This window comes from Caldimonas manganoxidans ATCC BAA-369 (assembly GCF_000381125.1).
Taxonomy (GTDB): domain Bacteria; phylum Pseudomonadota; class Gammaproteobacteria; order Burkholderiales; family Burkholderiaceae_C; genus Caldimonas; species Caldimonas manganoxidans.
Genome location: NZ_KB905945.1, coordinates 59,427 through 72,318 on the forward strand (window position 1 = coordinate 59,427; position 12,892 = coordinate 72,318).

Sequence of the window (12,892 nt, forward strand, 5' to 3'; positions counted from 1 at the left end):
CGGCGCTCACTGCGGGCCGATCGCTGGGCCGAGGGCCGGTGCCGCGAACACCAGGTCGCGCAGGCCCAGGCTGATGACTGGAACATAGGTGATGATCATCAAGCAGCCCAGGATGACGAGCACGAACGGCAGCAGGTGCCGGATGATCTGGTCGAGCGAGATGCGCGCCACGGTACAGGCGGCAAAGAGATTGACCCCGAAGGGCGGCGTGATCATGCCCATGGCCAGATTGACCACCATGATGATGCCGAAATGGATCGGGTCGATGCCGAAGTGTGAGGCCACCGGCACGAGGATGGGAGCCAGCACGATGATGGCCGCCGACGTTTCAATGAACATGCCGATCACGAACAGCGCGGCATTGACGCCCAGCAAGAACCACCCTGGCGAGCGCAGCACTTCGGTGAGCCATTGGCCCAGTAAATCGGGGATGCCCGCGCGCGTGATGAGATACGCGAACAAGCCGGCGTTGGCGATGATGAACATGATCACCGCGCTGGAGATCACCGACTTGCGCAGCACCGGGACCAGATCGCGCAGGGCGAGTTCTCGGTGGATCAGGAAGCCCACGATCAGGGCGTAGAAGACCGCCACCACCGAAGCCTCGGTGGGCGTGAAGACGCCGCCATAGATGCCACCCAGGATGATGACGGGCATCAGCAGCGCCCAGCCAGCGCGGCCGGCGGCCTGCAGCACAGGCAGTCGGCCTTCGCCATCGCGTTGGCCCCAGCCCTTCCAGCGGCCATACAGGTAGACGAACAGCATCAACACGCCGCCGATCAGTACGCCGGGCCCGATACCAGCGATGAACAGCTCGCCGATCGACACCTCGGCCGACACGCCGAACAGAATCATCGGAATGGACGGCGGGATCACCACGCCCAATTCGGCCGAGGTGGCCTGCAGCGAGGCCGCGTAGCTCTTGGGGTAACCATGTTGAATCAGCGCGGGCACCAAGATGGCCCCAATGGCAAACGTGGTGGCCACCGAGGAGCCGGAGACGGCGGCGAAGATCATGCACGTCAGCACGCAGGTCATGGGCAGGCCCCCTTGCACGCCGCCGACGAGGGCCTTGGCAAAGTCCACCAGGCGGCGTGAGATGCCGCCGGCTTCCATCAGATTGCCCGCCAGGATGAAAAAGGGAATGGCCGCCAGCGGAAACTTGTCGATGGCGGTGAACATTTCCTTGGGCGCCAGGATGAGCTTGTCGGGCTCGTAGAAGGCCATGCCGAGCATGGCCGCAGCCCCGATGGAGACGGCAATCGAGACGCTGAAGGCAAAGCCCAGCAGCATCGTGACGAGCAGGGTGAATGACATCGGCAGGTCCTCTGTGGCCAGCGGGGGGTGCGCCTCATTGCGCGGTCTGAAGCTCTTGATGCTGCGGGTCGACGTGATGGGCCAGGACGGCCACCATGGCCAGCAAGGCCCCCACCGGCAGCGCCGCATAGGCCCAGCCCATGGAGATGTCCATGCTGGCGAAGGTTTGGAAGCGCACGCGCCAGGCCAGGTCGATCCCATACCACACCAGCACGGCCAGGAACGCCAGGCTGGTGGCGGTGATGAGGCCGCGCACGAACTGCCGCCATCGGCCACGGGACCAGCGCAGCATCAGGTCCACCGACACCAAGGCGCCTCGGCGGAAGGCGGCCACCACGCCCAGCATCACCATCCAGATCAACAGGCGGCGCATGGCCTCCTCGGTGAAGGTGGACGGTTGCGACAGCACGAAGCGTGAGAGCACCTGCCACAAGCCCAGGCAGGCAATCACCGCGAGCAAGGCACACGCCACATGCAGGGCCAAGGCTTCGACGGCGCGGTCGATCCCACGAAACACCGAGGTCAAGTACTTCATCGAGCACCTCTTTACTCAGGAGGAGGCAGTTCGCAACAGGCGGCCTGCCCCACGCCGCCGGTGTCGCGGCGGCGTGGGCTTGGGCCTCAGAGGCGCGCCGTGGCTTTGGCTTATTTCACGGCCTGGATCGCCGCGATCCGGTCGGCGCCGAACTCTTTGGCAAACTGCGCGTAGGCCGGGGCCACCGCTTTGCGGAAGCTGTCGCCATCGACTTTCTCGACGACTTGCATGCCTTCGGCCTTGAGTTGGGCAATGCCCTGGTTCTCGTCGTCATTGACCTTTTTGCGCTGGGCTGCCGCACCTTTCTTGGCGGCTTCGACGAAGACTTTCTTGTCCGCCTCGGACAGCTTGTTCCATACCGCTGGCGAGAGGATCAGCACGGCCGGTGAATACACATGGCCCGTGAGCGAGAGGTGCTTTTGGACCTGCGAGAACTTGGACGACAAGATCACCGGGATCGGGTTCTCTTGGCCATCGACCGTGCCTTGTTGCAGAGCAGTGAACAGCTCGGGAAACGGCATGGGCGTGGGCAGGATGCCAAAGGTCTTGTAGCCGTCCATGTGCACTTTGTTTTCCATCGTGCGCATCTTCAGCCCGGCGGCATCGGAGGCATGGACGATGGGACGCTTGTTGTTGGTCATGTGACGAAAGCCGTTTTCCGTCCAGGCCAGTCCAATCAAGCCCTTGGCCGCCATTTTCTTGAGCAAATCTTGTCCGATCGGGCCATCGAGGACCTTGCGCGCATGGTCGTAGTCGCGGAACAGGAAGGGGATGTCGACGATCTTGACTTCGGGCACGAAGTTGCCCAGCGGCCCGGTGGAGGTGTTGACCAGGTCTTGCGTGCCCAGTTGCACCGCCTCGATTTGCTCACGCTCGCCGCCCAGCGCCGAGTTGGGGAATTGCTGGCACTTGTAGCGGCCCTGCGTGCCCTTTTCGATCTCCTCGCAGAACACGGTAGAGCCCACCCCGTAGTGCGACTGCGGTGAGGTGGCATAGCCGATCTTGAGCACGGTTTGTGCCTGCGCTGCGGCCATGAGGCCAAGGCCGGCGGTGGCAAGAGCGACGAGGGGTTTGAGTGTCATGGGTTTGTCTCCTGTGCTGTGGTGAACGAGGGGGGTGAAGTCAAAGCGTCGGTATCGTCGTGAGGATCGGCCCTCAGGGCATCGACAGTGCCTGCGCGTTGCGCACGGCCTGGCGATGGTCGCGCACGTATTGGCGCACGATGCTGTGGACATCACGGTCCGGGCTCAGCCCGAGCGCGCGCGCGCGAGCGCTGTCGAAACGGGAGGGCCAGCCGCCGACGATGCGCGCGATGGTGGCATCGGGCTGGAAACGCACGCACCGCAGCGCGTCTTGGCCGCCGATGTCGCGCAGGGCATCGAGCATTTGTTGAACGGTGACGGTCAGCGCCGGCAGGTTCAAGGCCGTGCGCCCTGCGAAGTCTTCGCGGGAGGCTTCGGCCACGGTGAGCAGCCCTGCGATGGTGCTGGCCGGCGAGGCCAGGGCCACTTCGGTGTCGGGGGCGACCGGGCAGATGGCTGGCAGACCGGCCAAAGGTTCACGCACGATGCTCGACAAAAACGACGAGGCCGCCCGGTTGGGTTGCCCGGGACGCACCGCCACCGTCATCAGCCGGGCAGCGCGGCCATCGATGTAGCCCTTGCGGGTGTAATCAGCCACCAGCTGCTCGCAGACGAATTTGTGGATGCCATAGCTGGACTGCGGCGTGGGCAAGGTGCGGTCGTCCACCACGGCCGGCAGCGGCAGCGCCGGGTCCGATCCATACACGGCCACCGAGCTGGAAAAGACGAACAATGGCACCGGCCCGCCGCGGGCGGATTGGGCCCGGCAAGCATCGAGCAGCGCCCGCGTGGTGTCGAGGTTGGCGCGCAGGCCCAGGTCGAAATCGGCTTCGCATTCGGCCGAGACGGCCGAGGCCAGGTGGAACACCGCGTCGAAGTCTTCAGCCATCAATGCCGGCATCTGCGCCAACAGATCGCCCACCCGCCTGTGCACGCGGGCATCGGCACTCAAGACGGGGTCATGCAACTCGGCCAGATCGGCCAAGACCAGGCGCTGGATGCGCTGGCCGCGCAGGCACTGGCGTTGCAACAATTCGCGTGCCAGGCGCGCGCCCAGAAAACCCGCGCCGCCGGTGATGAGGATCTTCATGCTTGAGCGTCTCTGTAAGGCGCAAACCAACCCAGACCGGCCGAGGTGCCGGCCCGGGGGCGGTATTCGCAGCCGATGTAGCCGTCGTAGCCCAGCGCATCGATCTCGTCCAAGAGCCAACGGTAGTTGACCTCGCCCGTGTCGGGCTCGTGGCGTTGCGGCACCCCGGCGATCTGCAGATGCCCGATGGCGGCTCGATGGCGCTTCAAGCGCGTCAGCAGGTCGCCTTCCATGATCTGACAGTGGTAGAGATCCATCTGCACTTTCAGGTTGGCCGCGCCCACTTCGGCCACGATGTCATGGGCCTGTTGCTGATGGGTCAGGAAATAGCCCGGCATGTCGCGGGTGTTGATGGGCTCGATCAAGGCCGTGATGCCGTACGGGGCGAATTGCTCGGCGGCATGGCGCAAGTTGGCCACGTAGGTGCGTCGCATGGCGTCGAGGTCGGCCCCCGGGGGCGTCAAGCCGGCCATCACGTGCACACGGCGACAGCCGGTGGCCTGGGCGTACACCAAGGCCTGCTGCACGCTGGCGGCGAATTCGGCCTGACGGCCCGGTAGCGCGGCCAAGCCGCGTTCGCCGCGCTCCCAGTCTCCCGGCGGCAGATTGAACAAGGCTTGCGTGAGGCCCTGATCGCGCAGGCGACGGGCAATCTCGGCCGGCGCATAGGCATAGGGGAACAAAAACTCGACGGCCTTGAACCCATCGGCCGCCGCCGCCGCGAAGCGGTCCAGAAAGTCGTATTCGGTGTACATCATCGACAGATTGGCGGCGAAGCGGGGCATGGTCGGGTCTCACCAGCAGGCGCCGAAATGGCAGCGCAATTCCTCGATCTGGGCCTGGCTCAAAGGTGCAGGCTCGCGGCGGCACATCAGCCACAGCTTGGCGGTTTCTTCCAGTTCCTCCAAGGTGGCCATGGCTTGCGTGGCGCTGGGGCCCCACACCACGGGGCCCAAGCGGTCGAGCATCACGGCGCGCAAGGGCGCGCCGCGTCGCGCAGCCGCCTCGATCGCTTGGGCCACCTGGTCGGCCACCTCGGGGGCGCCGGGGCGGCGGTACGCCATGAGCGGCACGTGGCCGACTTTCATCACGTAGTACGGTGTCAGTGGCGGCAGGATGTCGTCCACGCGCCAAACCCCTTGCAGCGTGAGCGCCACCAGATGGGTGGAATGGGTATGGATCACGCAACGCGCATCGGGCGCGGCCGCATAGATGCGCCGATGCAAGGCCAGCGTCTTGCTGGCACGCTCGCCGCTGCGCTGCTGGCCTTGCGCATCCACCCAGGCCAGTTGCTCGGGTGCGAGAAAGCCCAGGCAGGCATCGGTCGGCGTGATGAGAACGCCCCCACCGTCGGGCGCCTCCAAACGCAGGCTGATGTTGCCCGCCGTGGCATGCACATAGCCGCGCTCGAAGAGCGAGCGGCCGATGCGGCAGAGGTCCTGGCGCAAAAGGTCTTGGCCGTGCATCAGCTCACCTGCTCCAAGGCTTTGCTGAAGAAATCGGTGCTGCCGAAGTTGCCGGACTTCAAGGCCAGCAGCAGCGGCCGATGCTCGACCTGCGTCCAGGGCACGCCGGGGTCGATCGCCGCGCCGATGCGCAACTGCCGCACCCCCAGCGCTTGGACGACCGCACCGGAGGTTTCTCCGCCGGCCACCACCAAGCGGCGCACGCCGCTGGCGATCAAGCCTTGTGCGATCGCTGCCAAACAGGCTTCGACCAGCGCGCCGGCCCGCTCGGCCCCGAACTCGGCTTGGATGGCTTGCACCTCCTCGGGCCGGGCCGTGGCATAGATCAATACCGGCGCTTCGGACAGGTGCGCGCGCGCCCAGGCCAGGGCCTCGGCCGCCAGCGGCCGGCCTTGCGCGAGCTCGCGGGCGTCCAGGCGCAGCGCCGGCCGGCCCGAAGCGATCCAGTGCTGCACCTGCGCGCGGGTGGCCGCCGAGCACGAGCCCGCGAGCACGGCCGCCGCCCCACCCACGGCTTGGAGCGCGGCGGCTTGCGCATCGGGCCGGATCCAGCCGCGCGCCTCGTACACGGCCGGCAAGCCCAAGGCCAGGCCCGAGCCGGCGGTGATCAAGGGCAGATCGGCGCAGGCCACCGCCAGGGTGCGCAAGTCGTCGTTGTCGATCGCATCGGCCACCGCCAAGCGCACGCCCTCGGCGCGCAAGCAGGCAAAGCGCGCCTGCACGGCCGGCACGCCTTGCTTGACCGTGTCATGGCGCACCAGGCCGACGCGGCCTCGCGATTGGGCTTGCAACACCCGCAAGAGGTTGGCATCGTTCATGGGCGTCAGCGGATGGTGGCGCATGCCCGAGTCGCTCAACAGCTCATCGCCCACGAACAAGTGCCCACGAAACACCGTGCGCCCATTCTCGGGAAAGGCGGGGCAGGCGATGGTGAAATCGGCACCGAGCGCCTCCAGCAGGGCTTCGGCCACCGGGCCGATGTTGCCCGCAGGCGTGGAATCGAAGGTGGAGCAGTACTTGAAATAGAACTGCCGCGCACCGGCTGCCTGCAGCCAGCGCAACGCCGCCAGCGATTCGGCCACCGCCTGGTGCGCCGGTGTGGTGCGCGACTTCAGCGCCACCACCACGGCATCGGCCTGCGCAGGCGGCCCGTCTGGCACCCCGATCACCTGTACCGTGCGCATGCCGGCGCGCACCAGCATGCTGGCCACGTCGGTGGCGCCGGTGAAATCGTCGGCAATGACACCCAAGACCGTCATGCGTTCGGCCCTTGGGGCAGTTCGATGCCCGGGAAGATCTTGATGACTGCGCTGTCGTCTTCGCCACCATGGCCAGCGGCAGCCGCCTGCAAGAACATCTGATGCGCGGCCGCCGCCAGCGGCAGCGGCATCGTGAATTGACGTGCGGCATCGAGCACGATGCCCAGGTCTTTCACGAAGATGTTGACCGCCGACAGCGGCCGGTAGTCGCCGGCCAAGATGTGCGGCACGCGGTTCTGGAACATCCAGCTCATGCCGGCCGAGTTGCAGATCACCTCGTAGAGCTGGGCCGCATCGGCACCGGCGCGCAGGCCCAAAGCCATGGCCTCGGCCGCCGCAGCGATGTGCACGCCGGCCAGATGCTGGTTGACCATCTTCACGGTGGAGCCGATGCCTGCCGCATCGCCCAGGCGATAGACCTTGCTGGCCAAGGCATCGAGCACGCCGCCAGCCGCCTCGAAGGCTTGCGGGCGGCCCGAGGCCATGATCGTCAGCTCGCCGCGCGCGGCCTTGGTCGGCCCGCCAGAGACCGGCGCATCGATCAACCACAGGCCGCGCTCGCGCAAGCGGGCCTCCCACCGGGGTGGCAAGGCCGGGTCCACCGTGGCCGAGGCCACGACCACCGACCCCGGCTTCATGTGCTCGGCCACCGCACCGCTGCCAAAGAGCACGTCTTCGGTTTGCGTGGCATTGACCACCAAGATGAGCACCACATCGCATCGTGCGGCAAGCTCTGCCGGTGTGGCCGCCACGCGACCACCTGCGTTGGCGAACGCCTCGCAGGCTTCGGCGCGCGGGTCGTAGCCCCAGGTGGGCACCCCCTTGCGATGGGCCGACAAGGCCGCGCCCAGGCCCATGGAGCCCAGACCGATGACGCCCAGGGTCTTGTCACTCATGAATCGGATCCTTTGGTGGAGTGCCGACGCGGCACCAGGGCTGCACTGAGCGCTGCGCGCACCGATGCATCGGCTTCTTCGATGCGGCGGGCCGCCCGCAGCATGTGGGTGGTGGCGGCCTGCCGGGCCCGCTCGGGGTCGTGGGCGGCGATGGCCTGCGCGATCTCGCGGTGCTCGGCGCGCACTTGCTCCATGAAGTCTTCCCGCATGGCCTCGTTGGCCCGCGTGACGGTCATCGCATCGCGCTGGTATTGCTCCAGAAAACCCAGCAAGCGGGTGAACTGCGGGTTGCCCGTGGCGGCGGCCACGGTGCGATGGAAATGCAAATCTTCCTCGACGCCATCGCCTCCGGCGGCCACCGCCGTATCGATGGCGGCCAAGGCCTCGAGAATGCGCTGCACGGCGGCTTGGTCGGCGCGCTGGGCCGCCAAGGCCGCGACCTCGCCTTCGAGCGCGCGGCGCACTTCGACCACTTGGATCACCGCCTCCAGCGAATGCAGCACCGCCGGGTCGAAGGCCAGCGGCCTGGCCCGGGACACCGGCGCCACGAACACGCCGGAGCCCTGGCGCGACACGAGCAAGCCCATCGACTTGAGCCGACTCACGGCCTCGCGCACCACGGTGCGCGAGACACCGTGGCGCTCGGCCAGTTCCTGCTCGGTGGGCAGGCGGTCCTGGGGACGCAACTCGCCGCGCTCGATGCGCTGGCGCAGCAAGTCGGCCAACTGGTCCGACAAGCGATCCGGCGCTTGCAAAGGCTCGGCAGGGAGAAGCCGTCGTGTCATCAGGTCATCATACAAATTTGACGGGTTCGGGCACCACCAGGACTAACCCGAAGCGCGCGCTTTCATTGGGGCTCGTGCCCTCCTCCCCCCTTGCCCTCCTCCCTCCTGGGTGGCAGGGCACCTGCAGCCGGGCCGAAGCCCAGGATCACCGTGGTGCCAGGGCGGGCACTCGGCGCAACGCGGGATCTATCGCCACGGCGCGAGCAACCGCTGGGCAAACGCCTGGATGGGCGGAGGCACCGGCCGGGGAGCTTCGCCCCGCGCGGCATCGGCCACGGCTGCGCGCAGCAGCCGGCTCAGCGTGGCCGGCTGCGGAGTGACCGGGCCGGCAAAACGCACCGTGACCTGCGAGGCCTCGATGCTGGCCACGACCAGGGTGGGAAAGGTTTCGACATCGACATCGCCCACCAGGGCAGCGTCATCTTCGATATCGATCCAATGCAGGTGCAACGGCCGGCCTTCGGCTTGCAAGGCCGCAACGACCTCGTGCAACACCGCGGTGTAGCCTTCGCACAAGCGACACCAGGCTGCACAAAGGCAAGCCACATGCACCATCGGGGGTGAGTTGGAGGCTGGATGCACGGTTGCTCCCGTTCGGATCCGCAGCGACGCTGTCGCCGCAGGTCCGCTTGGGGCTCACACGGCCGAGTCGCTCGGCCCAGGACTGTACCGCGCGACTCGCAGGGTTGAGCCGCAGCGGCACGGTGCGCAGGACGGCACGCCACCGGCGAAGGTCCGCTGCGACGATTTCACCCGCAGGTCCCGGTATACCCACAGGCCGTGCAGAAATCGCAGCCGTCTTTGTGGATGACCGTCAGGTTGCCGCATTCGGGGCAGCGGCTGCCGGCCATGGGGGCCGTGGCCTTGGGCGCAACGCCCTCGGCCTGGGGCGCCTGCAGAATGCCCATCTCGCGCACCGGAAAGCCCTGTTCATCGAGCACGCCCAGCATCGCGTAACGGTGGATGATGAGGCGCGCCATGTAGGCCACGGTGGACGGCCAGGTCTGCTGGCGGCGTTCGCCGTGGGGCAGGCCGGGCACGAAGGCCATGAAGTGACCCAGGGGCTCGGCATAGTTGAGCAGCTTGCGCAGCTTCATGCCGATCCAGGCCGGGTCGATGACGCGCATGTCCAGCGACAGCACCCGGGCCAGGCCATCCAGGGCGCGCGGGTAGTTGCCCGACAGGCCCATGGCGCAAGGTCGGGTGACGGGTGCGCCGTCGGGGCCGGGCAAGGTCACTTCCTTGAGCGTGAGCGTGAAGGACTCGCCCGTGGCCGGGTTGTCGATGTCCACCGACCAGGCCAGCGTGCCCGAGGTGCCGGTGCGGGGCTCCTCCCGGCTGAACATGGCATCGAGCACCGGCGTGGCGCGCCGCAGGGCGCCGTCCTTCCACACGCCCAGCTGTTCGCAACGCCAACGGATGACCGCCGCCATGGCCGCGACCACGCCCGGGAAACGCCGTGGTTCGCCGTGCGGCGGGAAAGGCATGTCGAAGGCCCGTTCCTCGGCCACGGTGGCCAGGGCGTCGAGCTTGAGTTGCAGCCAGGCGCTGTCATTGGCGCGCAGGTCCATCGACAGGGTCTTGGCCATGGCGCCCAGGCCGCGCGGCTGCTCGGCGCCGTTGACCCACACTTCGAAGGGGCGAGTCCGGACCGCGGGAGTCCCTGCGGACTCGCCCGCGTCTGACGAGCGTCCGCCGGCCTGCAAGCCGGCGGGCTGAGCGGCCGTCAGCTCTTCGGTGATCTCGCCCACGAAGAGAGCGAACTCGCCGAAGGGATGGCGAATCATGTACGTCCAGGCCGGGTTGCCTGCGGGCAGCTCCGGCCGGCCGGGCCAGCGCAATGAAGCCAGCACGGGAGCGGGCAGGCGGTCGAGCGCCATGCGGCGGTTGGCGTCGTCAGGCAACAACGCCTGCGGCTGGGGCGCGGTGGGCGCCACGCTCAGCACCGAGCCGAGTACCGCATTGGGCCGGTAGGTGGACAGCCCTTTGAGGCCGGACTTCCAGGCGCGCCAGTAAAGGTCTTGGAAGTCGGCATAAGGATAGTCGGCCGGCACATTGACCGTCTTGGAGATCGAGGTGTCGATGAACGGTGCGACCGCGGCCACCATCTCCTGATGGGCCGCCGCACTCATTTGCAGCGCAGTGACGAAGGCTTCGGTGAGGGGGGCGTCCTCGCCTTTGAGATGGCGGTACAGACGCCAGGCATGGTCCTCGACCAGGTATTCCTTGAAGGTGCCATCGGGCATGCGCTTTTTGCGCGTGTAGGTCCAGCTGAAGGCCGGCTCGATGCCATTGCTGGCGTTGTCGGCAAAGGCCAGGCTGATGGTGCCGGTGGGCGCGATCGACAGCAGGTGGGAGTTGCGAATGCCATGGGCGCGGATGCGGTCTTTCAGCGGCTGCGGCAAGCGCGAGGCGAAGGCCCCACGGGAGAGGTAGAGATCGGCATTGAACAGCGGAAAGGGGCCGCGCTCCTGGGCGAGGGCCACCGAGGCCTCGTAGGCCGCATCGCGCATCACCTCGCTGATGCGACGCGCGGTGGCGCGTGCCTGCGGCGTGTCGTAGCGAAGGCCCAGCATCACCAGGGCATCGCCCAGGCCGGTGAAGCCCAGGCCCACGCGGCGCTTGCGGCGGGCTTCCTCCTGCTGCTGCGGCAGCGGCCAGTAGGTCACCTCCAGCACGTTGTCGAGCATGCGCACGGCCACACGGCACAGCTGGGCAAAGGCCGCCTCGTCGAAGGAAGCCCCGGGCTCGAAGGGCTCGCGCACGAAGCGCGTAAGGTCGATGGAACCCAGGCAGCAGCAGCCGTAGGGGGGCAGCGGTTGCTCGGCGCACGGGTTCGTGCTGACGATCGTCTCGCAATAACCCAGGTTGTTGTCCTGGTTGATGCGGTCGATGAACAGCACCCCAGGCTCGGCATGGTCGTAAGTGGAGCGCATGATCTGATCCCACAGGTCGCGCGCAGCCACTCGGCGATACACCCACAGGCCATCGGCGCGTTGGAAGGCGCCAGCGGCCTTTTGCGCCGGGCCGGGCTCGGCACGGTGGACCAACTCGATCTCGGCGTCCGCCTCGACGGCCTGCATGAAGGCATCGGTCACGGCCACCGAGAGGTTGAAGTTGCGCAGGTCGCCGCTGTCCTTGGCATGGATGAATTCCTCGACGTCGGGGTGGTCGCAGCGCAGCACGCCCATCTGCGCGCCACGCCGGGCGCCGGCCGATTCCACCGTCTCGCACGACCGATCGAACACGCGCATGTAGCTCACCGGCCCAGACGCGCTGGATTGGGTGCCGCCCACCCAGGCGCCGCGCGGGCGGATGCGCGAGAAGTCATAGCCCACGCCACCGCCCCGGCGCATGGTTTCGGCCGCTTCGGTCAGCGCCGTGTAAATGCCGGGATGGCCTTCGTCCGGGTGCGAAATGGAATCCCCCACGGGCTGCACGAAGCAATTGATCAGCGTGGCGCGCAGCTCGGTGCCGGCGGCCGACAAGATGCGTCCGGCCGGGATGAAGCCTTGGCGCTGAGCCTCGAAGAAGCGCTGCTGCCATGCAGCGCGCTGCTCGGGCGCCTCGACCTCGGCCAGGGCCCGCGCCACCCGCGCCCGCACATCGTCCAGCGTGCGCTCCTGACCCTTGGCGTATTTCTCGAGCAACACCTCCTCGCTGATGGCCTGGGCAGGCAGGTTGGAGACGACGGCATGGGTTCGGGACGAGGTGTCTTGCATGGGACCTCCTGGACGGACCTGGGTGACATTGAATTCGGTTTGGCCGCAGCTGTCGAGGGGCGGCCGCTTCGGCGGCAGGGTCGGTGCAACGCAGCGCACGGTACGTCAAGGCAGACGGCGATCGGTTGATGTGAGTCACAAGTGCCCGTGTCGGGCGCGGGACGCTTCGGGGCTTGACGCAGTGCAACCCCCTGCTGTCTTCGGGTTGTTAGATTCGAAGCCCGTCCACCACGCGTGAAGGACCCCATGGACATGGCCCGCCCCAACGATGCGCTCACCCTCGTGTATTCCTGCTCCGGCTGCTCCAGCGTGGCGCAGATGGCCAACCACCTCGCGCTGCGCCTGGACCACGAAGGCCTTGCGGAGATGTCATGCATCGCCGGCGTGGGCGGTGACGTGCCACCACTGGTGCGCAAATTGAAGGAAGCGGCGCAGATGAGACGCCCCATCCTAGGGAAACGCTGATCAAGCCCCGCGCCGCGGCGAGATTGTCCTGCGCGGGGCGAAACGGAGCGTTTTTGGCGCGTTCTACGGCCTCGAGGGCCTTACTGGCGGGCCCTTCGGCGCCCGCCCGGGCCATGATGGGCCCATTACGGGCGCACCAATGCCGGCACGCGCCGTGCGGCCATGTACAGGTTGACCATCGCCAGCGCCGTGAAGGCGCGGTTGGCGTTCTTGGCCAGGCCTCGGTAGCGCACCTTGGCAAAGCCCCACAGGCGCTTGAGCACATGAAACGGGTG

General features: G+C 67.3%; 11 protein-coding genes and 2 pseudogenes. 1 reads left to right on the forward strand and 12 read right to left on the reverse strand.

Annotated elements, in window-relative coordinates:
• Window positions 1–6: 6 nt before the first annotated feature.
• The 11 genes from F615_RS0110540 to F615_RS0110590 form a co-directional block, all read right to left on the reverse strand.
• Window positions 7–1,317: a TRAP transporter large permease gene (locus F615_RS0110540; protein WP_019561151.1), complete on the reverse strand. Its 1,311-nt coding sequence runs from the start codon at window positions 1,315–1,317 to the stop codon at window positions 7–9.
• 34 nt (window positions 1,318–1,351) lie between these two features.
• On the reverse strand, window positions 1,352–1,852 hold the full coding sequence (locus F615_RS0110545) for a TRAP transporter small permease (protein ID WP_019561152.1): 501 nt from the start codon (window positions 1,850–1,852) through the stop codon (window positions 1,352–1,354).
• A 110-nt stretch (window positions 1,853–1,962) separates the two neighbouring features.
• Window positions 1,963–2,934 (reverse strand): TRAP transporter substrate-binding protein, encoded by a 972-nt coding sequence (locus tag F615_RS0110550; protein ID WP_019561153.1) that lies wholly within the window; start codon window positions 2,932–2,934, stop codon window positions 1,963–1,965.
• A 73-nt stretch (window positions 2,935–3,007) separates the two neighbouring features.
• Window positions 3,008–4,024 (reverse strand): D-erythronate dehydrogenase, encoded by a 1,017-nt coding sequence (gene denD / locus F615_RS0110555; RefSeq protein ID WP_019561154.1) that lies wholly within the window; start codon window positions 4,022–4,024, stop codon window positions 3,008–3,010.
• Window positions 4,021–4,809, reverse strand: coding sequence for a 2-oxo-tetronate isomerase (otnI, locus tag F615_RS0110560; protein WP_019561155.1), 789 nt, complete (start codon window positions 4,807–4,809; stop codon window positions 4,021–4,023). Before otnI ends, denD begins: the two co-directional genes overlap by 4 nt.
• Window positions 4,810–4,818: 9 nt before the next feature.
• Window positions 4,819–5,490: a class II aldolase/adducin family protein gene (locus F615_RS0110565; protein ID WP_019561156.1), complete on the reverse strand. Its 672-nt coding sequence runs from the start codon at window positions 5,488–5,490 to the stop codon at window positions 4,819–4,821.
• Window positions 5,490–6,749: a 3-oxo-tetronate kinase gene (gene otnK, locus F615_RS0110570; protein WP_019561157.1), complete on the reverse strand. Its 1,260-nt coding sequence runs from the start codon at window positions 6,747–6,749 to the stop codon at window positions 5,490–5,492. Before otnK ends, F615_RS0110565 begins: the two co-directional genes overlap by 1 nt.
• Window positions 6,746–7,645 carry an L-threonate dehydrogenase gene (ltnD, locus tag F615_RS0110575; RefSeq protein WP_019561158.1) on the reverse strand — a complete coding sequence of 300 codons (900 nt, stop codon included), beginning with the start codon at window positions 7,643–7,645 and terminating at the stop codon, window positions 6,746–6,748. The genes otnK and ltnD overlap by 4 nt, the downstream gene beginning before the upstream one ends.
• Window positions 7,642–8,430 (reverse strand): FadR/GntR family transcriptional regulator, encoded by a 789-nt coding sequence (locus F615_RS0110580; RefSeq protein ID WP_051090232.1) that lies wholly within the window; start codon window positions 8,428–8,430, stop codon window positions 7,642–7,644. Before F615_RS0110580 ends, ltnD begins: the two co-directional genes overlap by 4 nt.
• A 186-nt stretch (window positions 8,431–8,616) precedes the next feature.
• Window positions 8,617–9,012: a YbbN family protein gene (locus F615_RS0110585; RefSeq protein ID WP_232301004.1), complete on the reverse strand. Its 396-nt coding sequence runs from the start codon at window positions 9,010–9,012 to the stop codon at window positions 8,617–8,619.
• Between the two features lie 167 nt (window positions 9,013–9,179).
• The gene (locus F615_RS0110590; protein WP_019561161.1) at window positions 9,180–12,152 is read right to left on the reverse strand and encodes an adenosylcobalamin-dependent ribonucleoside-diphosphate reductase; all 2,973 of its coding nucleotides are present in this window, start codon (window positions 12,150–12,152) and stop codon (window positions 9,180–9,182) included.
• 252 nt (window positions 12,153–12,404) lie between these two features.
• On the opposite strand from F615_RS0110590, the pseudogene F615_RS18275 reads away from it, so the two are divergent.
• A pseudogene (locus tag F615_RS18275) lies at window positions 12,405–12,605 on the forward strand (putative zinc-binding protein); the annotation flags it as partial.
• 137 nt (window positions 12,606–12,742) lie between these two features.
• On the opposite strand, the pseudogene F615_RS19915 reads toward F615_RS18275, so the two are convergent.
• Window positions 12,743–12,892: pseudogene (locus F615_RS19915) on the reverse strand (IS5/IS1182 family transposase); the annotation flags it as partial.